At 56.2% G+C, this 22,812-nt stretch carries 23 protein-coding genes; 16 read left to right on the plus strand and 7 right to left on the minus strand.

The genetic code is table 11. The features are described from left to right. Positions 1–107: 107 nt before the first annotated feature. Together EXR70_08400 and EXR70_08405 are read right to left on the minus strand one after the other, a co-directional pair. Positions 108–668 (minus strand): transposase, encoded by a 561-nt coding sequence (locus EXR70_08400; protein MSP38495.1) that lies wholly within the window; start codon positions 666–668, stop codon positions 108–110. Between the two features lie 68 nt (positions 669–736). Continuing rightward, positions 737–1,834, minus strand: a complete 1,098-nt coding sequence (locus tag EXR70_08405) for a hypothetical protein (protein ID MSP38496.1) — start codon at positions 1,832–1,834, stop codon at positions 737–739. A 74-nt stretch (positions 1,835–1,908) separates the two neighbouring features. Between EXR70_08405 and EXR70_08410 the strand changes: the two genes are divergently transcribed. Beyond that, positions 1,909–3,330, plus strand: a complete 1,422-nt coding sequence (locus EXR70_08410; GenBank protein ID MSP38497.1) for an MFS transporter — start codon at positions 1,909–1,911, stop codon at positions 3,328–3,330. A gap of 111 nt (positions 3,331–3,441) precedes the next feature. Here EXR70_08410 and EXR70_08415 read toward each other — a convergent pair whose 3' ends face one another. Together EXR70_08415 and rlmD are read right to left on the minus strand one after the other, a co-directional pair. After that, positions 3,442–3,882 (minus strand): VOC family protein, encoded by a 441-nt coding sequence (locus EXR70_08415; protein ID MSP38498.1) that lies wholly within the window; start codon positions 3,880–3,882, stop codon positions 3,442–3,444. 127 nt (positions 3,883–4,009) lie between these two features. Further along, positions 4,010–5,239 (minus strand): 23S rRNA (uracil(1939)-C(5))-methyltransferase RlmD, encoded by a 1,230-nt coding sequence (gene rlmD / locus EXR70_08420; GenBank protein MSP38499.1) that lies wholly within the window; start codon positions 5,237–5,239, stop codon positions 4,010–4,012. Between the two features lie 158 nt (positions 5,240–5,397). On the opposite strand from rlmD, the gene EXR70_08425 reads away from it, so the two are divergent. Next, the gene (locus EXR70_08425) at positions 5,398–6,861 is read left to right on the plus strand and encodes a carboxyltransferase (GenBank protein MSP38500.1); all 1,464 of its coding nucleotides are present in this window, start codon (positions 5,398–5,400) and stop codon (positions 6,859–6,861) included. A 175-nt stretch (positions 6,862–7,036) separates the two neighbouring features. On the opposite strand, the gene EXR70_08430 is transcribed toward EXR70_08425, so the two are convergent. Then, positions 7,037–7,678, minus strand: coding sequence for a histidine phosphatase family protein (locus EXR70_08430; protein ID MSP38501.1), 642 nt, complete (start codon positions 7,676–7,678; stop codon positions 7,037–7,039). Positions 7,679–7,811: 133 nt separating this feature from the next. Between EXR70_08430 and EXR70_08435 the strand changes: the two genes are divergently transcribed. From EXR70_08435 to EXR70_08465, 7 genes are all read left to right on the plus strand, one after another. After that, a complete protein-coding gene (locus tag EXR70_08435; protein ID MSP38502.1) occupies positions 7,812–8,360 on the plus strand; it encodes a hypothetical protein in 549 nt (182 codons plus the stop codon). Positions 8,361–8,436: 76 nt separating this feature from the next. Next, positions 8,437–8,991, plus strand: coding sequence for a DUF1439 domain-containing protein (locus EXR70_08440; GenBank protein MSP38503.1), 555 nt, complete (start codon positions 8,437–8,439; stop codon positions 8,989–8,991). Between the two features lie 93 nt (positions 8,992–9,084). After that, entirely contained in the window at positions 9,085–9,891 is an 807-nt protein-coding gene (locus tag EXR70_08445; protein MSP38504.1) for an alpha/beta hydrolase, read from the plus strand. A gap of 63 nt (positions 9,892–9,954) precedes the next feature. Next, complete coding sequence (locus EXR70_08450) at positions 9,955–10,953, plus strand: ABC transporter substrate-binding protein (protein MSP38505.1); 999 nt, start codon at positions 9,955–9,957, stop codon at positions 10,951–10,953. A gap of 101 nt (positions 10,954–11,054) precedes the next feature. Next, positions 11,055–12,038 (plus strand): ABC transporter substrate-binding protein, encoded by a 984-nt coding sequence (locus EXR70_08455; GenBank protein ID MSP38506.1) that lies wholly within the window; start codon positions 11,055–11,057, stop codon positions 12,036–12,038. Positions 12,039–12,061: 23 nt separating this feature from the next. Next, positions 12,062–12,886, plus strand: coding sequence for a hypothetical protein (locus EXR70_08460; GenBank protein ID MSP38507.1), 825 nt, complete (start codon positions 12,062–12,064; stop codon positions 12,884–12,886). Between the two features lie 86 nt (positions 12,887–12,972). Beyond that, complete coding sequence (locus EXR70_08465) at positions 12,973–13,764, plus strand: SDR family oxidoreductase (GenBank protein ID MSP38508.1); 792 nt, start codon at positions 12,973–12,975, stop codon at positions 13,762–13,764. Between the two features lie 57 nt (positions 13,765–13,821). On the opposite strand, the gene EXR70_08470 is transcribed toward EXR70_08465, so the two are convergent. After that, the gene (locus EXR70_08470; protein MSP38509.1) at positions 13,822–14,505 is read right to left on the minus strand and encodes a peptidase S16; all 684 of its coding nucleotides are present in this window, start codon (positions 14,503–14,505) and stop codon (positions 13,822–13,824) included. Between the two features lie 156 nt (positions 14,506–14,661). On the opposite strand from EXR70_08470, the gene EXR70_08475 reads away from it, so the two are divergent. The 7 genes from EXR70_08475 to EXR70_08505 all read left to right on the plus strand — a co-directional run bounded on the left by EXR70_08475 (position 14,662) and on the right by EXR70_08505 (position 20,576). Continuing rightward, positions 14,662–15,093: a TIGR03618 family F420-dependent PPOX class oxidoreductase gene (locus tag EXR70_08475; protein MSP38510.1), complete on the plus strand. Its 432-nt coding sequence runs from the start codon at positions 14,662–14,664 to the stop codon at positions 15,091–15,093. Between the two features lie 4 nt (positions 15,094–15,097). Continuing rightward, positions 15,098–15,724 carry a DUF179 domain-containing protein gene (locus EXR70_08480; GenBank protein ID MSP38511.1) on the plus strand — a complete coding sequence of 209 codons (627 nt, stop codon included), beginning with the start codon at positions 15,098–15,100 and terminating at the stop codon, positions 15,722–15,724. 40 nt (positions 15,725–15,764) lie between these two features. Beyond that, the gene (locus tag EXR70_08485; GenBank protein ID MSP38512.1) at positions 15,765–16,115 is read left to right on the plus strand and encodes a hypothetical protein; all 351 of its coding nucleotides are present in this window, start codon (positions 15,765–15,767) and stop codon (positions 16,113–16,115) included. A 68-nt stretch (positions 16,116–16,183) separates the two neighbouring features. Further along, complete coding sequence (locus EXR70_08490) at positions 16,184–17,116, plus strand: ABC transporter substrate-binding protein (GenBank protein MSP38513.1); 933 nt, start codon at positions 16,184–16,186, stop codon at positions 17,114–17,116. A gap of 96 nt (positions 17,117–17,212) precedes the next feature. Then, positions 17,213–17,923, plus strand: coding sequence for a sigma-70 family RNA polymerase sigma factor (locus EXR70_08495; protein MSP38514.1), 711 nt, complete (start codon positions 17,213–17,215; stop codon positions 17,921–17,923). Next, positions 17,920–19,047 (plus strand): zf-HC2 domain-containing protein, encoded by a 1,128-nt coding sequence (locus EXR70_08500; protein MSP38515.1) that lies wholly within the window; start codon positions 17,920–17,922, stop codon positions 19,045–19,047. The genes EXR70_08495 and EXR70_08500 overlap by 4 nt, the downstream gene beginning before the upstream one ends. Before the next feature lie 95 nt (positions 19,048–19,142). Beyond that, entirely contained in the window at positions 19,143–20,576 is a 1,434-nt protein-coding gene (locus tag EXR70_08505; GenBank protein MSP38516.1) for a DUF4139 domain-containing protein, read from the plus strand. 244 nt (positions 20,577–20,820) lie between these two features. On the opposite strand, the gene EXR70_08510 is transcribed toward EXR70_08505, so the two are convergent. Then, positions 20,821–22,728 (minus strand): radical SAM protein, encoded by a 1,908-nt coding sequence (locus EXR70_08510; GenBank protein MSP38517.1) that lies wholly within the window; start codon positions 22,726–22,728, stop codon positions 20,821–20,823. Between the last annotated feature and the right edge of the window lie 84 nt (positions 22,729–22,812).

The following is a 22,812-nucleotide window of genomic DNA, read 5'->3' on the forward strand; positions in this document are numbered from 1 at the left end:
TGGGAGCCAGGACGGGACGGCCCATGCTACATCACGGTCTCCACGGACCGAGGGGCGTACGGCCTGTCCCATCCTGTTTCGTATTAACGAATGTGCATACAGACACTTCAATATGAATATACAAGGGGCGTATGGCATACGCCCTTCTCCGGATTCTCCCGATCCAACGCCCACTGAGCGGGATTGTTCACGATATATTCTCGAACCCGTTGCAGTTCCTCGTCATTACGAAGGACATGATCGTAATAGTTGCGTTGCCAGACCGCGGCTCTTGGCGTCCCACGCATTTCGTTTATCCACTTCGTCGTCGCGGACTTAAATCCGCGCACGACGGCGCCGAGAGTCTGCGACGGTGAGTGGAATTTTTCGGAGGGCGTATGCAATACGCCCCTACGGGAGCTTTCTATTGCTTCCAATGCATGAAAGTGATTTGGCATCACTACGTATTCATCCAACGCTACTTGCGACCGAATAGTGGGCGTCCGGATCCATTCCGAAACAACAATTCTTCCCGTATCGTTCAGAACCATGGCACCGTCAACCACATCGCCAAATATGCATGCTCGGTTGTTAACAGAGAGTGTTATGAAATAGGCCCCGGCATCGCCATAGTCGTAGTGCGGCAAACGAATCGAGCGGCGCTGTCGATTTGAAATGCCATCCACCATCGTCACTGACTCCTCGACCTTGACTCCGCTCTCTCTCCCGTAGGGGCGTATTGCATACGCCCATCCGACTAACCCTTCATCCCAAACAGCCGCATTGCATTACCGCCAAGAATCTTTTCCTTGTCCGCATCCGATATCCCCTTCATCGCCTTGATCGGCGCGATGGTATTCGGCCAGGTGGAGATCGCGTCGCCGTGGTCGAAGTCGCTGCCGATGATGATGTTGTGGTTGGGCCAGACCTCGACGATCTGCGGTAGGTAATCTTCCCAGGCGATGGCGGCGATGTAAAGTTGGTCGAAATAGTCGCTCGGTGCGCGTTTGAGTTTGTCGCGTTTGCGGAAAAAATCATTCACCGAAGTCGTGCCTGGCGATGTGGTCAATGTATGGTGATTGAGCGTCGTCATCAGCCAGGGCACCCAGCCGATGCCGCCTTCGAAAAATGAAATGCGCAGATCGGGAAAGCGGTCGAGCATGCCGCTCATGATCAAGCGCGCGGCGCTAACCATGTAGGTCAAGGGAAATCCGAGAGCGGTGGCGAGCATCTTGAAGCCGTCGTAGCGGTCGCTGCCGACCAGCCAGGGATGGCAATCCTGCGCTTCGAACACGCGGGTGCCGGGATGGACCAGGATCGGCACATCTAATTTGCAAACCTCTTCGTAAAACGGCCAGAGCACTTCGGCGTCGAGATCGCAGTTGGCGTGGCCGCCCATGAGCTTCACGCCTTTGAAGCCAAGCTCATTCACCGCACGGCGCAGTTCGCGGATCGCTTCGTCCACATCAGGCAAGTAAACCCAAGCGATGCCGAGAAAGCGCTCCCGCCCGGCGATGTCTTCGGCCACCGTGTCGTTGTAAGCGCGCGCCATGGCGACGCCGAGGTCGCGTTCGACCTCGTAGATCAACGGCCGGTTGTCGGCAATCACGACTTGGTAGTCGAAACCCTCCTTCACCATGACATCGTGGTGCATGTCGAGATTCCAGCGCGTTTCGCTGAAGCTATGAATTTTCTTGCCGTCGCGAAAGTAGGTCGCGGCGTCGCCGGGAAAATCGACACCGAAGCGCGTCACCGCGCCGCTGCCTTTTTGGAATTCGATATGGCCGCGCCCAGGATGATCGACCTTATCGATAAAACGCACCGGCCAATAATGTGTGTCGCCGTCAATGTACATGGTTACACCTCGTCAATAGTTTCATTCGGGATATCACCGCGGAGACGCAGAGAACGCCGAGTTAAGAGTTCTGGATGAGCAACTATTCCGAACTCTCCCAACTCTGCGTCTCTGCGGTGAAAATCCGATTCTTATTCAGCCGCGATTCTATGGCGCGCGCGGCGCGAGATCAACAACGTTTGACGCTCTTTCGTCGAACCGCTACATTGACGGCACTTTCGAATCCACCGGAGAACAACAACCTAGTGGCCGACTCTTCAGATCATACCGATCAAGCCAACACCATCATCCGCCCCTGGTCATCCCTGCTGATCCGCGACTACCGCTTGATCTTCACGGCGATCCTGTGCGGCAACACCTCGAACCACATGCGCAACGTGGCGACGCTTTACCACGTCTACCAGTTGTCGGGTTCCTCGGTGCAGTTGGGCTTCACCGGCTTTTTTCAAGCCGCGCCGTTTATTTTCTTCGGCCTGTTCGGCGGCGTCCTCGCCGACACGCTCAATCGCAAAAAGCTCATCGCCATCACCCATAGTTTAAACATGCTTCCTGGCCTGGCGCTGGCGCTGCTCACCATGAGCGGCGCGATTCAGGTCTGGCATATCAATGTTCTGATGGTTTTCGCCGGCGCCCTGCAAGTGCTCGGCGGGCCGGCGCGCCAGGCGATCATTCCGAGCTTGATCCCACAGTCACATCTTCTCAACGCCGTGACCTTGGCGACTTTGATGATGCAGGGATCCCAGCTCACCGCGCCGGTGATCGCCGGCTTTATGATCGACTTTTACGGCGTCGGCGCGTCCTACTTGATCGACGCGCTTTTGCCGCTGCCGTCGGTCATCGCCGCGCTGATGATTCACGGTTCGGGGATTCCTCAGGGAGAACGGCGGCAGATCGGCTGGCATAGTCTCATCGAAGGCGTCGAATTTCTTTGGCACACGCGAATTATTTTATCGCTCTTCGTGCTTGATTTCTTCGCCGTGCTGTTCGGTTTCTACCGGCCGATCCTGCCGATCTTCGCCGATGAAATCTATCACGTCGGCGCGCGCGGCTTGGGCATGCTTTACGCGTCTCCAGCCATCGGCGCGCTGATCGGCTCGGGCATCCTGCTCGGCTTCGGCGACGTTAAACGCAAAGGCGCCCTCGCCGTCGTCGTTACGATGCTCTTCGCCGTGAGCTTGGGTCTGTTGGGATTGTCGAAATGTTTTTGGATGGGACTGATCGCCGTCGGCCTACTCGGCATCAGCGATGCCATCAGCGTCGCCATGCGCCGCACCGTCGTGCAGTTGCTCGCCCCCGACGACATGCGCGGCCGCGCGACCAGCTTTCTCACCGTCTTCGCGCAGACAACCAATGCCACCGGCGCGGTCATCGCCGGCGCCGGCGCCGCGCTCATCGGCGCGCCCAACGCCGCGCTGGTCGGCTGCGTCCTCTGCGTCCTGACCGTCTTCGGCACCTGCTGGGCGATCCCGCAATTGTGGAGTTATCGCTCCGAATAGTTTCGCGACGAGAATACAGAATTCACCGCAGAGGCACAGAGTTCGCAGAGATTATTTTTACTTTCCCCCCTCGGCGTCCTCTGCACCTCCGCGGTGAACTATCCGAATCCCTTATTTCCCGACGATCTCTTCGTAGGTCGGCGTCGGCATGCCCGGCTTCCAGGTTGGATCGCACAGCTCCAACATGTTGCCGCTCGGGTCGAGGAAATAGAGCTCGCGTCCAGTAAAGTGGCCCTTCTCGCGATAGACCACCGCCTCGGCGATCTTCACACCTTTTTCGTGCAGCAGTTTAGCGCCGCGATCCCACATGTCCGGACTGACCATGAAGGCGTGATGCAGACGATTGTCTTGCTGCGGCGTGCGCGTCAAAGATTCTTTGCGCTCGCAGAGAAGAATGTCGTGGCTGCCGGCTTTGAAGCAGGACATCTTCGATCCACCCAGCCGCCCCTTCGATTCCAAACCGAGAATCTCGCCGTAAAACTTTTCCGACTCGTCCAAATTGTTCACCGGTATCGACCAGTGCACCACACCCTGAACTTTTAACTCAGCCATCTGCGCCTCCAATTGATTTAAAATTGCCAACGATCAAATTACACGCCGTAGAAACGATCCAAGTTTGCGTTCCATCCGATTCCCCCTTTGAAAAAAGGGGACACAGGGGGATTTTCTTTCCGTCGCATCACTTCTCCAACTGTACCACGGTCTCCACTTCCTCGGTCTGAGGAAACATATCGAAAGGCTGCACATGAGTAACGCGATAGCCGTGCAACGAAAGCTTGTCGAGATCTCGCGCTAGACTCTTCGGTTCGCAGGAAACGTAGATCAGCCGGTGCGCGCCGACTTGCAGCAATTCGCTTAGCGCCGCCGCCTGCACGCCTTTGCGCGGCGGGTTGAGCACGATCAAATCGACCTTCGGCAACGATTGACGCCACTGCGCCAGCGTCGTCGCCACGTCGCCGGCGGTAAAGCGGCAGTTACCGCGGCCGTTGCGCCGGGCGTTTTGTTTCGCCGTGGTGATCGATAGCTCGCTGTCGTCCACCGCCCAAACTTGCCGCGCCGAAGTCGCGAGATAAAGCGAGATCGGTCCGACGCCGCAATAAAGATCGAGCACGGTTTCGCCGCCCTGCAAATCCGCCAGCCCGCGCACATGCTCGTAAAGTTTGCGTGCCATGAACGGATTGGCCTGGGAGAACACGCCGGCGGGAAAAACCAGTTTCAAATCGCCGATCCGCTCCATCAAGGTGTCGCGCCCGCCGAGGCTCCGATAACTATCGCCCCAGATAACGTTGCCGCGCGCCTCATTGATATTTTGAATCACACCGGTGACGAAGGGAAAGCGGTGATGCAGGGCGTCGGCCAACAAGCCGCCTTGCGGCAAAGCGCGATGGCGCGTCACCAATGTCACAGACATCTCCTTGCGCGCAAAGCTGTAACGAAAGTCGAGATAGCGCAGCTCGCCGCTATCGTCGCGCTCGTCGTAGGGCAGGATGCCAAGTTCGAGGATTTTTTTCTTTAAATAAAATAACACTTGATTGACCGGCCGCGGATGCACCGGACAAGCGGAAATGTCGATCACGCTGTGGCTCTGCGGCACGTACAGTCCCGCGGCGATCTCGCCACGGTTGCGCCGGACGACCAATTTTACCCGCGCGCGATAACCCAAGCGCTCGGGCGACGGCGCCACGGCGGGCACTTCCAGCGAGTTTAATGAAGCATATTCGGCAAAGGCACGCTGAACGATCGTGCGCTTGCGCAGCAGCTGCTCGGGATACGGCACCTTGATAAACGGACAGCCGACGCAGTTGGGAAAGTGTGGGCAGTGCGCTTCGTATTCACCGCGTGGCGCGCGATCTTGCCCCGGCGCTGACTTGTTGCGACGCTGCATGGCGGTTTTCGCTCTGGTTACCATTGATGAATCCTACCGTTCACTTAGTCCCGACACAATCGGCCTTGTTTGTCAGCCAAAAGTGCGGCAACCGTTTGCTCTGGAACGGGATAATTTATACAGATATTGAATCCTAAAGACAGACGCCCGGTAATTTGAACGGCCTTTTACGTGGAGGAAGCATGAGCGAGCAAGTTAGATTCATCGATACGACAGTACGCGACGGCAACCAGAGCCTGTGGGCGTTGAACATGAAGATCGGTTCCATGCTGCCAGCGTTGTCGCACATGGATGACGCCGGATTCGAGTCCATGGAATTTTTTCTTAGCGTGATTTTCAAAAAATACGTCCGCGAGCACAAAGAGAATCCTTGGTACTGGCTGAAGGAAGGCACCAAGCGGATCAAGAAAACCCGCCTGCGCTACCATGGCGGCATGCACAGCGCGTTTGAGAAAACGCCGCACTGCATACTCAAACTGTTGGTCGAGCGGCTGGTTTCCTACGGACTCACTTTGACGCGCACGTCGAACTGCTGGAACGACTACGACGCCTTTGGCGAAGAGATCGCCGATCTCAAGAAACATGGCATGGACACGGTGGCAAATCTGATCTACTCGGTGTCGCCGCGCCACACCGACGAATACTTTGCGCGCAAAGCCAAAGAAGCGGCGGCGACCAAGCCGTGGAGAATTTGCTTCAAAGATGTCGGCGGCCTGCTCACGCCCGACCGCGCGCGCTCACTGATTCCCGTCGTGCTCAAAGCCGCCGGCGACATCCCGGTGGAGTTTCACGCCCATTGCAACAGCGGCCAGGCGCCATTGAATTATCTTGAAGGCGTCAAGCTCGGCATGCGCATTCTGCACACCGCAATTCCGCCGCTGGCCAACGGCTCGTCGCAGCCGTCGATTTTCAACATCGCCAACAATTTGAGAGCCCTCGGCTACGATCCGCAAGTCGATCTCAAGCCATTGGAACCGGTGGTGCGACATTTCACCGAAGTGGCTAAGCGCGACGGCCTGCCGATCGGCAAACCGGTGGAATATGACGAATCGATGTACCAACACCAAGTTCCTGGCGGCATGATTTCCAATATGCGCCATCAGTTGAAGATCGTCGGCAAGGAACATCTGATGGCGGCGGCGTTGGAAGAAGCCGGCAAGGTGCGCAAGGACTTCGGCTACCCGATCATGGTCACACCGCTCTCCCAGTTCGTCGGCACCCAAGCGGCGATCAATGTGATCGTCGGCGAACGCTACAAAGAAGTGCCCGATCAAAACATTCAGTATGCGCTTGGCTTCTGGGGCAAAGAAGCCATCGAAGTCATGGACCCCAACGTGAGAGACAAAATTCTCAGCCGGCCGCGCGCCAAAGAATGGACCCACTGGGAACAGGTCGAGCCGACACTAAACGAAGTGCGACAGAAATACGGCGCCCAGTTATCCGACGAAGATCTGATCCTGCACTACTTCGCCGGCGAAGAATACGTCAAAGCGCTCCCCGATCACGGCAAGCCGCGCGAATACATCGACGCGACCCAGCCTTTAGTAAAAATCATCGAGCAGCTGTCGAAGCGCAAAGATTCGAATCAGGTCTATATCAAGCAGCCGGGATTTACGGTGCGGATGGAGAAACGGTCAACGGTTTAAGGGAGAGAAGTTCGTAGGATGTGCTGAGCTTAGCGAAGCGCATCGATCGAAATGACGGTGCGCTTCCTTCGTCAGCACACCCTACGCTTGGTTGACCGTTTCGGGTTACGAGTTTTGTGTTTCGAGTTAACCCGTAACTCGGAATCCGAAACTCGAAACCGCGTTTGCGCGGCAGCTACGGATCGTCCCCTTCAGACGCCGCTCCCGGCGCCAAATGGCTGACATCGCCCCAAGTGAGCAGCATCCAGTTGCCGTCTTCATGGGCGAAGACGTTTATGCCGGCATTGACGAACTCGAAGCGGCGCGGCGCCTCGAGAGAAATTTCCAGCGTGTGGCGAAAGAAACCACTCACAACACCGCCGTGGGTGACGACGACAATCTGCTCGCCCTGATGTTTCGCGGCCAATTCGTTCAGACAGCCGATGTTGCGCTCCACCTGCTGCACCATGCTTTCACCGCCGGGAATCACGTAACCCGGACCTTGGCTGCGCATGAGCCGGCGCTCTTCTGAATACTTCGCCGCGATCTCCTCACCGCTTAGCCCTTGGAAAATCCCCAGATGACGCTCGCGCAAACGCGCGTCGGTGTGGATGTTGTGCCCGGTCACATTGGCGATCTCCTGCGCCGTCTGCATCGCCCGCCCGAGATCGCTGCTATAAAGCGCGGTGAATTTCTCCCGCGCCAATCGCTGCCCCAACGCCTTCGCCTGCGCCAAACCTCTGTCGGTTAGACGGCTGTCGAGGTAACCCTGGCGAATGCCGCGAACATTCCACTCGGTCTGACCATGGCGGACGATGATGATATGCGTGCGGTTCATGAAAATGTTCCTAATCGGTTTTTCGTTAGTCTCATGCTATAAGGATCGTTGTCAAATGATTGGCACGAGATTCCAGTCAGATAACAATCACCGGATGAATTCATAACATAACCACAATCAAGCTGAGGCTTTCATGATCGATGCCGGATATATGGCGAAGAGAAGCTGTGCGAAGCCAGATCTTTTCAATATCGCCGGAGTCGATGACATCTATTCTGTCAGTGGCTGTATATCTGAAGATTTCGCGGACTATATCGATTTCTGGGCACACAATGGATATTGGCTCTTCGATTCGCCGAAGATAATCCTAGACTTGGCTAAGGATCACTCCATCGACCTCCACGGAACACCGTTATTCTTTTATCAAGTCTACGAGTACGAATGGAGCGAACAAGACCACGCATGGCGCAAGGTCAGCCCTGAGCCTTCATTCCCCACGAACGTGACTCAGCCGACAGATGTTCAACTTGAAGGATTCGACGTGGCAACATTTTCGTGCGGCAACAGCGCCGAGTGTTCGCCCCTTTCCTGCAACGGCCTAGGCGCTGAGATCGCCGTGAATTCACATTGCTTGATTCCTTCCTTCGACGATGCGAAACGATTTCTTGAGGAAGGGAAATTTGACAACAGTGAACCCGGCCCCTTCCGTATATTTGCCGTGTATTGCGTCGATTGGCGATAATTCGTCGGGTGCGCTGGCGCACCGTCCCCGATTCGGTGCGCAAGCGCACCCTACTGGGTTGGCAAGCGTTGATTAAATGAACCACAGCAAAATAGTTGGCGCAATTGTTGTCGTCGTCCTGCTTGTCGCGGCTTCCTACTATTATTTTCGCGGCAAAGGGTATGTGATCGAGCTGACAGAGAGCGAGATCCAACAGAAATTATCCGACCGCTTTCCAGTCAACAAATGCGTCCTGATCATGTGCCTCTCTCTCAGCGATCCAGTGGTAAAGTTGGAAGACGGCACGGACCGAATCCGCTTCGCCGCCCAGGCAGCGCTCAATATTAAACTCAACGACAAACAACTTCATGGCCTCGGCGAGTTTGCCGGTCGGATTCGCTATGCCCGGCAGCAGGGTGAGTTTTATCTGGACGATGCGGAAGTAATCTTATTGCGCATCGATGGCATTCCGGAACCGTATTCACAAAAAGCCCATGAGTTGGCCAAGGCCGCGGTCAACGAATATTTAAAAATCCGGCCCATTTATCGCTTGAAACCGACGGAAGCCAAACACGTTCTCGCTCGCTTGGTGTTGAAGGACGTGCGCGTCGCCAAGCGAGTTCTGATCGTGACACTTGGATTGGCAAGCTAGCCTGCCAACTTGTCGTCAGCTCTCCGCTCTGCTATCCAAAGTTCATAGGGTGCGCAAGCGCACCGTACTATTCCTTGAGATTAGGATTTTTCAATGGCCATCGTGAAACGCAACAACGTCGACATCTACTACGAAACTCACGGCCAAGGCACGCCGTTCCTCTTTTTCTGCGAAACCGCCTGCGCCGGCGACATCTGGGACCATTTTCAGGTGCCGGAGTTTTCCCGCGACCACTTGGTCATCACCCATGATTATCGCGGCACGGGGAAGTCGAGCCGGCCCACCGAGCAATATTCCTGCGATGATTTTGTCGACGATGCGGTGGCGATTCTCGATGAGCTCAAAGCCGGGCCTGCCATCGTCCTCGGCCATTCGCTAGGCGGGCGGCTGGCGCTTTTGATGGCGCTCAAGTACCCGGAGCGAGTCAAAAAGATCGTCGCCGCTTCGGTCGGCGCTGGTGCAGCAAACACGCAAGGCATTCCAATCAAGATGTGCAAAGAAATGGTCCACTGGGGCTATGAGAAATATGTCCGCGAGCATACCCTGGAAGTGGGCTGGCCAGCGGAATACATCCAAGCGCACCCCGACCACGTCGAGCGCTTCCTTAAAGTTCGCATGAACAACCTACCGACGCTCGACGACTACCTGAGCCATGTCATCGCGCGCCAGGCCTGCGACGTGAGCCAGCGGCTGGGGGAAATCAAACATCCCACGCTGGTTCTGGTCGGCGACAAAGATCACGGCTCCGCCACCGGCTCGTCCCACCGCGTCGCCTCGGAAGCGATGGCCAAAGCGCTGCCCAACAGCCAGTACGCCGTCATCGCCAATGAAGCGCACAACTATTTCATGACCAACCCGGATGAGGCCCATCGGATCATCCGCAAGTTTTTAGCTTCGTAGGGTGCGCTTGCGCACCGAGGTCGGAATGGCGCGCGAGCGCACCCAACTCGGAGATTGATCGAAATGCGTAAAAGTCTCGCGGCCATTTTATTCGCATCGTTTACGTTCATCGGCGCATCACAGCCCAGCGATGCTGCGGACGCGCAATTGGAAAAACTCCGCGTCGCCATGGCGTCGATCAGCACCAGCCAGGTCAATCTCTGGGTTCCTCTAGACACCGGGCTGTTCAAAAAATACGGCCTCGATGTCGATCTGGTTTTTATCAGCGGCGCGCCGGTGGTCAACGCCGCACTGCTTTCCGGCGAAGTCGCGTTGGCGCAGGGAGGACCGGCGCCGGCGATACAAACCAATCTCAAGGGCGCCGGCACCTATATCATCCTCGGCAACACCAACCGCTTTCCCTATCAATTGGTCGCCGCCGCCAACATCCGGCAGATCTCCGACTTGAAAGGCAAACGCTTCGGCATCGCCCGCATCGGCGCCGCCGATCAGACGGCGACGTTATTAGTTCTGCCCAGATTCGGCATTGCGCCGGAAAAAGATCTGAGCCTGATCGCCGTCGGCGCCGTGCCGAGCCGCTTCGCGGCATTGGTCAGCGGCGCGGTTTCAGCGACGTTGCTGATTCCACCGGAAACCACCAAGGCCAAAGAACTCGGCTTTCACGTCCTGACCAATTTTATGGACATCGACGTCGACTACCAGCAGAACGCTATCTACACGACCAAAAGTTTCATCGACCGGCGCACCGACACCCTGCGCCGTTTCGTCATGGCTTACTCCGAAGGCATTCACTTCATTCATACCAACGCCAAAGCCACGCAGCAGATCATGAAAAAATATTTGAAGGGTGACGACAAATCGATCGAAGAAGCTTACAACGAAGTCGTCGTCAAAGCCGCGCCGAAAATTCCCTATCCGACCAAAGCCGGCTTGCAGACGCTGCTCAATTTCATGATGAAAACCACACCGGAGCTGGCCAATGCCAAGCCCGACGACTTCATCGACACGCGGATTATCAAAGAGCTCGAAGAGCGCGGCTTCTACGCTCGATTGTATCGCTAGAAGAGATTACGTAAGGTGCGTTTAGCGAACCTTAAATAGCCGAGTATTGCGATTTGAGTTCTAAAAAACGGCTTGAAACATTGGACACCAACGGAGTAACGATGAAGCAATTCCAGCTCGGTCTCGCGTTATTGGCGGCGCTTGTTTTCACCAACACTGCCGCAAGCCAAAGCGAAAAAATTCGCATCGCGATCTCTTCTATCAGTACCAGCCAAGTCAACGTCTGGGTGCCGATCGATACCGGCTTCTTCAAGAAACAAGGCTTGGATGTGGAACTCGTCTACATCAGCGGCGCGCCGGTCGGCGCCGCCGCTCTGATGTCTGGGGAAGTCGCGATCAGCCAAGGCGGTGTCGTCGGCTCGATCACCAGCAATCTGCGCGGTTCGGGAACTTACATCATCCTCGGCGGCGCCGACCGCTTCCCCTACCAACTGATCGTCGCGCCGAGCATCAAGCAGCTATCCGACTTGAAAGGTAAACGTTTCGCGGTGTCGCGCATCGGCTCCGCCGATCACACCGCGACGATGTTCGTGCTGCCCAAGCTCGGCATCCAACCGGACAAAGAGTTGAATATCGTCCAAGTGGGTTCGGTGCCGGCGCGCTTCGCCGCCTTGGTGAACGGCGCGGTCCAAGGCGCCCTATTAATCCCGCCGGAAACGGTCAAAGCCAAAGAGCTAGGCTACCGCGTGCTCAGTAACTTTGCCGATATCGAGATCAACTATCAGCAGAACGGCGTCTACACCACGCGCAACTTCATCAACAAGCGCCCCGACATGCTGCGCCGCTTCGCCGTCGCCTACTCGGAAGGCAATCATTTCATTCACAGCAATTCCGAAGGCACGCAGAAGATCATGCGCAAATATTTGCAAGGCGAGGAAAAAGCCATCCGCGAGGCCTACACCGAGGTCGTGCTCAAAGGGACGCCGAAGATTCCCTATCCGAGCAAAGCGGGGATTCAGACGCTGCTCGATTTTCTTGCCAAGACCTCACCCGAAGCAGCCAACGCGAAACCCGACGACTTCATCGACACGCGCTTTGTCAAAGAATTGGAAGACAGCGGCTTTTATGCGAGATTGTATCGTTAGAATTAGCTCATCGGAGGAGACCCATGTTCGGTAAGATTCGCCACATCGCCATGTACACCCATAATCACGCCGCGGTCGATAATTTTTACCAAAAAGTTTTCGGCATGCGGCGCATGACCAGCAACACACTGGATGAAACCGGCAAGCAGAATGCCAATCGCGGCCACATAAGCGACGGCGTCATCGGTTTGGCGATCCTGTCGCGCTACGCCGGCATGCAGTCAGGCATGGACCACTACGGCTTCGAAGTCGAAGACATCAATGAATACCTCCGGCGCATGGAACAGCACTTTCCAAAAACCATGATCGCCAAAGGCTTGGACTACGTTCCCTTCGCGGGCTTACGTAGCTACGATCCCGCCGGCACGCAGTTCGACATCGCCCAGACCCATGTCGCCAACGTGCGCGAAGGTTACAATCAAGCCGGTTGGGAACAGCCGCGCTGGATCAGTCATATCTCGATCCGCGCCAACGATCCCGGCCAGGTGGCGGAGTTCTACGAAAAAATCTTTGAACTCAAGGAAGCTGAGACTTACAAGGACGACGGCTCCATCTGCATGACCGACGGCAAAGTCAAACTCCTTCTGCGCCCGCGCGATCAGAGTCTTTACCGCGGTTTACGTGAAGGACTCGATCACTTCGGTTTCAAAGTCGACAACCTCGAACAAACCAAGAAAGATTTAGATGGCTTGATGGAGAGCGAACCCTACACTGCCAACGGCCGTTTTGTCGGCGGCAATGGCAAAAAAAACGAAGAAGACTTTCACCGTTGCTGTTTGGGCCAGCACTTCATCGCCGATCCGGACGGAGTGATGATCGATTTGGCTGAATCACACCCTAAGGAGTGAAAAATAAGGAGTAGGATGACTAAGACTCGGACTCTTCGCTCCTTACCCCTAACTACTGACTCGTAACTTCCCAGCTAAGGAGCTTTATGCGCGATCTCGGACTGACAAATAAAGTGGTTCTCATCACCGGTGGCGGCGGCGTGCTCGGTTCGGCGTTTGCCCGCGGTTTCGCCGATTCCGGCGCCAAGGTAGCGATCGGCGACTTCGTGCGCGACAAAGCGGAGAAAGTCGCCGCCGATCTAAAAGCGCACGGCGCAGATGCCATCGGTGTCGGCGCCGACGTTACCAAGGAAGATCTGGTGACGAAAATGGTCGCCGATGTCGTCGACCGTTTCGGCACCATCGATATTTTAGTGAATGCCGCCGCCGTGCAAATTTATCCTGGCAAAGAAATCACCGAAATCCTGTCCAACGAGTGGGATTCCGTTCTCGGTATCGGTCTTAAAGGCATCTACATGTGTTCCAAGCAAGTCGTGCCGGTGATGAAAAAAAACGGCCGCGGCAAGATCGTCAACATCGCTTCCATCGCCGGCCATCGCGGCTTGCCGGGAGGCTCAGCCTACAGCGCCGCCAAAGGCGGCGTCGTCAATCTCACTCGACAGATGGGCGTCGAGCTCGGCAAGTATCATATCAATGTGAACTCCATCAGCCCCGGCTTCACGCCCAACCGCTTGACCAGCGTCAATCAGTACGCCGGCAAACCGGACGATAGCAGCCAGACTCTGCCGGCTGGCGTCAATCTCACGGTGCCGCCGTTGGGTAGAAACGGCGACATCGAAGACTACGTCGGACCGGTGCTCTTTCTCGCCTCTACCTGGGCCGACTACATCACCGGCGCGGATATTCCCGTCGAGGGCGGCAGGATGGCAGCGCGATAACGATGGATGCCCATCGTCAAAGATGCGATAGCCGACCTAATCGATATTAATCGTGAGTTAGTTGAGCGTTCGCGGCGCGACTTCCAAATCGCTATCCACCGGGCCGGCGCCGAGACGCAGCAGATCGACGAGCACGGTTTCGCGATCTTTCATCGTTGCCGCTTCAAGCAACGCCTGCTTTTCCGCCGGATGAAATGGCAAAGAGACGCCGAGCAGATTGATCAATTCGAGATCGGAGAATTTATCCGCCTGCTCCGGCCGCACCTGCATGCCGTGGGCTTTACCGTAGAGTTCTAATGCCGCCATCACCGCGACGCGCTGACACTGCCAACCGTCGCTCAACCTGCCGTCGGGAAATTCTTGATAACTCGCTTTGACCCGCCGGTAACCGCGCTGCAAAGTAAACTCTTCGGCGAAACGAAAACGATTGACGCCCTTGAGCTGCACGAAGAAGCGGCCGTCGGCAAGCTTTTCCGACTTCTCGATGTAGCCGGCGCAGCCGACTTTGTACAAGTCGGGAACCGCGTCGGCGACCTCGGGCTGCGGCCCGCGATTGTCGTTATGCGGTGTGAAGGGTTGAATCATGCCAAAAACCTTGTCGCCATCGAGAGCGTCCTCGATCAGATTGCGATAGCGCGGCTCGAAAATATGCAACGGCAGCACCGTCCCCGGCAGCAGCATCACCCCAGTCAATGGAAACACCGGCAAGATTTCCGGCAGCTCGATTTGGGGAATTCTCATCGCCACGCGCGTAACCTCAGCATGATTCGTTTATAAGGCAAGCCAGCCAAACGGTCAAGGCAAGCGCGCCGCTCAGGCCCTTGCTTTTGACCAGGGCGTTATTCTACTTTAGCGCCTGCTCAAGCGGATCGGCGCGGCGCGAAAGGAAAGTCATCCATGGCGGAATTTGTTCCAGTCCAACTCGACAAGGCGAAGGAATTTCTCAAGGCCCATCACTATGGCGTGTTATCGACGCGGCGCAAGAACGGCGATTTGCAGATGTCGCCGGTGACCTGCGGCCTCGATGAAAACAGCCGGGCCATCATCAGTAGCCGCGAGACCGCTTACAAGGTCAATAATCTACGGCGCGACCCGCGCGCCGCCTTGTGCGCCTTCACTCCCAACTTTCACGGCGGCGGCTGGGTGCAGATCAACGGCAGCGCGAAGATTATTTCCCTGCCCGAAGCCCTCGACACCTTGGTCTATCTCCAGCGCCAAACCTACGGCGAGCACAAGAGCTGGCCGGAATTTCACGAAAGAATGGCGCGTGAAAAACGAGTTGTTATTAGCATCGCCATCGAAAGCTTCGGTCCAACCGTACGAGGATGAATCTATGCTTCAGCCAAGCAAAATATTGCCGGCGCTCTGTTTCTGTCTGCTCAGCGCATTGAACGTTATCGGCAACCCGCCCGCGGATGCCATCGCAGGGGACCGAGAAAAATCTCTAATCGGCCAGCTTTTGGTCGCCACCTCGGAGATGAAAGATCCGCGCTTCGCCGAGAGCGTCATTTATCTGGTCAAACATGACAGCACAGGCGCCATGGGGTTGGCGGTCAACAAACCTCTGGCCAAGACCGAACTCAACGACCTGCTCAAAGGCTTCGGTGTGGAAGCCAAAAATATCAAACGCGAAGTCACGATCCATTACGGCGGGCCGGTATCACGGCGCCAAGGCTTTCTGATCCACAGTGACGATTTTTATCTCGCCGCGACCAACAGAATCACCAATGGCATCGCCATGAGCGCCGATAGCCAGATGCTCGAAGCATTGGCGCGCGGCTACGCGCCGCGCCAGTCATTATTCTTGCTCGGATATGCCGGCTGGGCGGCGGGCCAGCTGGAAGCCGAACTAAAAACCAATTCGTGGTATATCATCCCCAGCGACAAGGCTTTGATCTTCAGCGAAGATGCCGAGAGGAAATGGCGCCAAGCGATGGACAAGCGGCAGATCCCGCTGTGAGCGATACGGCAGTCGTACCTTCGACAACATAGGAAGGCATATGAAAATCGTCAGACTCTACAGCGGCAGCGATCAGAAATCCCACTTCGAAGAATTTGAAATGCAGTTCGGCGGTAACCAGCCCATGCTCAGCACCGATGCCCGGGCCGCCACCAGCGCGGTGTTTCGTAGCGCACCGGTGGGTTTATTCCTCGATCGCCATCCGGCGCCGCGCCGCCAATTTCTCGTCACCCTGTCGGGCTCCTGGGAGATCGAAGCGAGCAACGGCGTCAAACGCGTTTTCAAGACTGGCGACGTCATGCTCGCCGACGACACCAGCGGCGAGGGCCACACTTCTCGCGTCCTCGGCAACGAACCTCATGTCTTCATGACCGTGCCGTTGGCGGATTAACAACTCGGCCAAGCCGTTCCAATCGTTCAAGCGTTTCAAACTATCGGTGTGAAGAATTCGGAGCATAAATGTTACGTATCGCCGTGCCGGATCTAGTTTCCAATTCTTATTTTCCCATCATCGCCGCCGTCGAAATGGGCTTTTTCAAAGAAGCAGGCTTCGACGCTTCGGTGGAGTTGCTATTCCCGATTCCGAAAACCTTCGAAGCCTTGCGCGACGGCGAACTGGACTTTGTCGTCGGCTCGGCCCACGCAACACTCTTAGCATTCCCACAGTGGCAAGGCGCGAAGCTGCTCGCCGCTTGCGGCCAGCACACCTATTGGTTTCTGGTCATTCGCAGCGATCTAAATCCTCAGCGCGGTGACTTAAGTGTAGTCAAAGGCTTGCGCATCGGCGCCGCACCCGGCGTGAACCTGAGCCTCCAACGCATGTTGGTCGAAGCCGGCATCGATCCGGAAAAAAACGGCGTGCAAATCATGCCGATCCCCGGCGCCGCCGGGCCCAATGTTTCATTTGGTCTGTCAGCCGCCAAAGCCCTCGAAGAAGGCAAGCTCGACGGCTTCTGGGCCAACGGCATGGGCTGCGAAGTGGCGCTACGCCGCGGCGTTGGGACAATGGTGCTCGACGTGCGCCGGGGCGATGGTCCCGCCGCCGCGCGCCACTATACGTTCTCCGCATTAGTGGCAACCGAAAAGAAGATCAAAGACGACCCAGCCGCTGCGCGCGCGGCGATCCGTGCCCTGATGAAGGCCCACAAAGCGCTCAAGTCCGATGCCAACCTGGCCACCGCGGTGGGCAAGAAAAGATTTCCGCCTTCCGAAGCCGAATTGATCGCCGAACTCGTACGGCGAGATTTGCCCTACTACGACGCCAACATTTCTCCCGAGAAGGTCGCCAGCATGAACCGCTTCGCCCAAGATATCGGCCTGCTAAGCGCGCCGGTAGCATACCACCAAGTAGTCGCCACAGAGTTCAGCCATTTATGGACCGAAGCGGTTTAAATTACTGAAATAACGCAGTTCTCAACGGGCGCGCTGAAATCACTAACGGCCTCACGGCTCAGGTCTGCGAGCTAAATAACGCGCTGAGGCTTTGAATTGGCGCCGTCAAACGTCCAATATGAGTCCGGAGATCGCACCGGCGCCACCGACCGTAGCTCAATTTTATTGAGAAACGTTAACAAAAGCGGGAACCTTTTAGTGAAACCGAAGTCTAAACCACCTGAACCCATGCTGTCAGAAGCGAGCACGGACGCAGAGTGCGTCGAGAGATTGCAGCGCGGCGAGACGGACGCCTTCGAACCGCTGATTCGTCGGCATCAGAAAACGATCTTCAATTTGGTTTACCGAATGCTGGGCGATTACGATGAAGCCGCGGAGGTCTCCCAGGAGGCGTTCCTGTCGGCTTATAAGGCCATCAATACATTTCGTGGCGATGCCAATTTTTCCACCTGGCTCTATAGGATCGCACTTAATCACGCCACCACCCGACGCAAAACTCTCAATCTACGCCAACAACGCTACGTCGCAATTGAAAACAGCGATGCCGCCACCGATCCGCAACTCGGCCCGGCTGAAACTCTGGAAAAAAAGGAAGTGCGCGAGCGCGTGCAGCAAGCCATGAACAGCTTAGATCCGGACGATGCCACGGTGATTTTACTGCGCGACCTGCATGACACGCCCTATGAAGAAGTCGCGCGGGTCTTGGAAATCCCCATCGGCACGGTAAAGTCGCGCTTACACCGGGCCCGTCAGGCTCTCAAGGTCGAGCTCGCCTCCTACTTCAAAGCGAGAAGGAAAGCGGTATGAACTGCGAAGAAGTAAATAATCATCTGGTCGACTATCTCGACAAGAGCCTCGACACCGCGACCACCACGCGGGTAGCGACCCATCTGATCGCTTGCGCCAACTGCGGCGTGGAAGCCGGTGAACTGACCGATTGCATCGAACAAGTCGCGAGTCTTCCCAGACTCGACCCTCCTCTCGGATTCGCCCAGCGCGTTATGGCCCATGTGCGCGAGCTTGAAGAAAAACCGACGCATTGGCAGCGGCTGTTTTTACCATGGGGTAAGATACCGATGTCGGCAACCGCGTTGGTGATGGTCGGCGTCGTCGGCATCGTTATGTACCAGAAAGACGATCGGCTAAAGCAATCCGATCCAAGCAAGATGACACTTTCGGCTGTCACCGGGCCATTGGCAACCGAGAAGAAGACAGAAAATACCGCTAAGCCAGCATTCCCTAGCCAATCCGATCAAAAAGAAAAACTCACAGAACAAGCTCCCGCCCAGGCCAGACTAAAAGAAGCGGCAGCCGCTCCAGCAACATTACCGCCGAACCATCAAATCGCCTCGGCCAGATCCGAAGTTGAAGCGCGCCCGGATGAATTAAAATTCGCCAAACGGGCGCCGATCCAAGTGCAAGAAGTGATTAGTCCGCGCGAGCCAAGCCGATTTTTCCGCGATGGAGCTGGATTCGCTTCGCCCGTCCCCTTCGGCGGACTGCGCCAAGCCGCGCCAAGCTCGGCGCCGATGGCGGCACTGGAAAGATCGCCATCGCCGATCGGCGAGCGTAGCGTTGACATCAAGTTCCTCGTCCGCCGCCACCCGCCGCAGCGACGCGACCAGGTCGAAGGCGCGAGCAACGACTCGCTAAAAAAATCAGCGGAAGCGGATGCGGCCCCGAGCTTAGCCGGCAGACTCGGCGCGACAGCGGCGCCGAAGATCGAGTCCATTGGCGAGATCCGATTTTACAACGTCGCGCCCGAGCACTATGAATTTTTCAAAAAAGAACTCGCCAACGAATCGATCATCGAATCGGAATCAAAAGCCAACGCCAAAGAAAAAGAAATTATGCCCGCCGGCCGCGAGCTGTTGATCGAAGTTACCATTCTGCCGGCCGCTTCTCAGGAACCTTCCACGCCTTCGCGTTAACCTAGCGCGCGCCCCGCGCGAACTTTTTTTCAGCGCCGCCGTCTAACTCGGTCAATGAACCCAGCAAGGGTTCGTGACTTAACCGGAGGTGTTTTGTGAAAAAAGTATTTTTCTATTTTCCGTTGCTCATAGTTGCCATTGCGTTTAGCTTCGCCGCTCGGGCGGCCAACGCGCCCGCCGAAGCTTACAACGTCAGCAGCGGTCTGAACGATCAAGAAAGCGTCGCGGTGACGGTCTACAACAGCGACATCGGCTTGATCAAAGACATTCGCCGTCTGACTTTGCCGAGCGGTCTAACCGAATTACGTTTCGGTGAAGTGGCCGCCAAGATCATGCCGCAAACCGTGCACATCAAGTCGCTCAGTCCGACCAATCCCATCCATGTCCTGGAGCAAAACTACGAATACGACCTACTCACGCCGCGCAAATTGCTCGACAAATTCGTCGGCAAAGAAATCATGGTGCTCAAAGACGGCGCCGAAGTACCGATAACGATCCTCAGCACCAACGACGGGTTGGTCTACAAACTCGGCAACCGGATCTTCACCGGCCAGCCCAACAATCTCATCTTCCCAAGCATCCCAAGCAGTCTGATTGCGCAGCCGACCCTGCTCTGGTCGCTGGAGAATCGCAACGTCAACGCGCAGAAAGTCGAAGCGACTTATCTGACTCGCGGTTTGAATTGGAAAGCCGACTACGTCGCCGTCCTCGATAGTAAAGACAAGCTGCTCGATCTGTCCGGCTGGGTAACCCTCGACAACCAAAGCGGCGCGACCTATCAAAACGCGCGCTTAAAACTAGTCGCCGGCGATTTGAATCGCGTCATAGAAGACTACCGCGCCCGCGACGCGGTCGGCGGTCGGATGGAGCTGGCGTCCAAAGTAGCCTCACCGGCGCCCTTCGCCGAGCAATCTTTCTTTGAATATCATCTCTACAGCTTACAACGGCCGACGACGATCAAGAACCAGCAGACCAAACAAGTGAGCCTTTTGTCGGCGGAGCGGATTGCGGTAAGCAAACGTTACATCTTCACCGGCTCGCCACAATATTTTCATAGCCGCTTCGCCGGCGTCTTGCCGAAGCAAAAGGTCGGCGTCTTCGTCGAACTCGCCAACAAGAAGGAAAATAATCTAGGCATGCCGCTGCCGATGGGCACGCTGCGCATTTACAAAGCCGACAGCGACGGCAGCCTACAGTTCATCGGTGAAGACCGCATTGATCACACACCCAAAGATGAGTTGATTAAAATCAAGATGGGCAACGCCTTCGACGTGGTCGCCGAGCGCAAGCAAACCGACTGGCGCAAAATCGCCGACAACATCTACGAAGCCGCCTTCGAAATCAGCCTGCGCAATCACAAAGACGAGCCGGTGACGGTGAGCGTCATCGAACCCATGTTACGCGACTGGGATCTCCTCACCAGCTCGCATACGCACAAGAAAGTCGAAGCGTTTACGGCGCAGTTCGAAATCCCGGTGGCGAAAGACGGCGAGACGAAGTTAACTTACCGGGTAAGGTACAAGATCTAATTCGTACTCGTGTTCGTGAATTTCAGAACGGACTGGCGCGAAGGAATTGAGATCAAGGGAAAGAAGGTTGACATTGACCCGTTTTTACAAGCGATGAGTACGATGCGTCACGCGGAACGCAAGGGGTTAATACGATTCTGGATACTCATCTAAACTCAGACTTTGGTTCCAACTAGCAGTGGTTAGGGACGCCATTCACATTCTCCTCCAAAGCGCGTTCAATCCAACATGTGAATCGACGGTTCTAGCGCGAAGCCTCGATCGACCGCGCGATAAAATCGCGCGTCACCTTCGTGCGCGGCACTTTGCCGGTAAACCAACTATGCGCATCCTCTTCTAGGCCGATGCCGTGCATGTAGTTGTAGAGCGCTTTGTTGAGCGCGATGCCGAGAGTGTCGTGGTCGACGCCGGTGGGGTCGATGAAGCCGACGTCATTTTTTGCGAATGAGATTTTTGGCAACGGTTTGAGCGTGACGCCGTACTGTTCGGGATTTTTGCCCACTGGCGAGTGCACCGTGCAGGTGAAGCGGTGGAAAAAGCCCGATTGAATACAGCCCGCTTCGAAAAGTTGCCGGACATATTCGAGGGCGTCGACAGTTTCTTGCACGGTTTGAGTTGGGAAGCCGTACATCAAATAGGCGTGGACCAAAATGCCGGCGTCGGAAAACGCGCGTGTTACTTTGGCGACTTGCTCGACGGTGACGCCTTTTTTCATCAGCTTGAGCAGGCGGTCGGATGCGACTTCAAGGCCGCCGGAGATCGCGATGCAGCCGCTTTCGGCGAGATCTTGGCAAAGCTCCGTGGTGAATGATTTCTCGAAACGAATATTGCCCCACCACGAGATCGCGAGCCGGCGTTTCTTTAATTCAGAGGCGAGCGCTTTTAACGCCTTGGGCGGAGCGGCCTCGTCGACGAAATGGAAACCGCTCTGTGCGGTCTCTTGAATAATCGTCTCGATCCGATCCACCAGAGTCGTCGCGGCGACATCGTCGTAACGCGCGATGTAGTCCAAACTCACGTCGCAAAAGCTGCACTTCTTCCAGTAACAACCATGGGCGACGGTTAATTTATTCCAGCGCCCGTCGGACCACAGACGGTGCATTGGATTCAACATATCCAACAACGAAAGATAGCGGTCGAGTGGCAGCCCGTCCCAAGTCGGCGTGCCGACATCGGCGAACGGAATATCCGATTCAATGAAGTTGATGTAACGGACCGTAGACATCTCTCGGATGAAGGTCCGCACCAGGCCGGACTGAGCGCGCTTACCTGCCAAATGTTCAATTAATGCGAGAACCGGCCGCTCGCCGTCATCCAAAGTCACGTAGTCAAAGTAATCGAACACGCGCGGCTCGCTGAGATCGCGCAATTCCGTGTTGGCGAATCCGCCGCCGAGCGCGGTGACGATCGATGGATGCGTCGCCTTGATCGCTTGAGCAATGCGAAAGGCTGCGTACACCGATCCGGGAAACGGCACCGAGATGAGCACCAGATTTGGCGCGTGTCGAAGGATCGATTCAAGAGTTAGATCACGCAAAGTTTGATCGACCAGATTGAGCGGCGCGCTAAGCGCCTCGGCCAAAGGAGCGAAAGTCGGTTGGCTTTGCACCAGCGATTCGGCGTAGCGGACAAACTCGAAACGCGGGTCCACCGACTCGCGAAGCACGTCAGCGATATCGTCGAGATACAGCGTCGCCAAGTGGCGCGCACGGTCTTGTGTGCCCAGCGCGCCGAACGCCCAGGCCAGCGGATCTTCGTCGCCAGCATTGAGAAAAAAATCGATAGGCTTGAAGCGCGGTCCTTCGGGAAGGAACTGCCGGCCGCAAATGCGATGAGCGAGCGTCGAGTCGCGGCCTTGCAAGAAGCCGATGGTCGGATCGATGGTGGCAAAATAGTTCTCGAACTTGCGCAGGAAGCCGCGGGTGATCGGTGAGAGTTTGCGTTTTGGCAGAGCATTCGCAGCTTCGCGCATCGCCGATAGTCCGTCGGCGGAAAACAGTTTTAATACCAACGCCAGCGCCAAATCTTCTTGCACCGCATCGACCCCGCGGGAGCGCAGAAATCCCGTGAGATAGGCCGTCGATGGATATGGCGTATTGAGCTGCGTCATGGGCGGAATGATCGACAGCACGCGGATCGCTTGAGTCGGCATAGAGACTGGCATCATAGCAGCTTTCCCGCGGCAGGTTTAACCCGCGCCGCTCTTCCGCCATCTCCAGACCTATGCTAAAAACTT

The organism is Deltaproteobacteria bacterium, from assembly GCA_009692615.1.
Classification (GTDB): domain Bacteria; phylum Desulfobacterota; class Binatia; order UBA9968; family UBA9968; genus DP-20.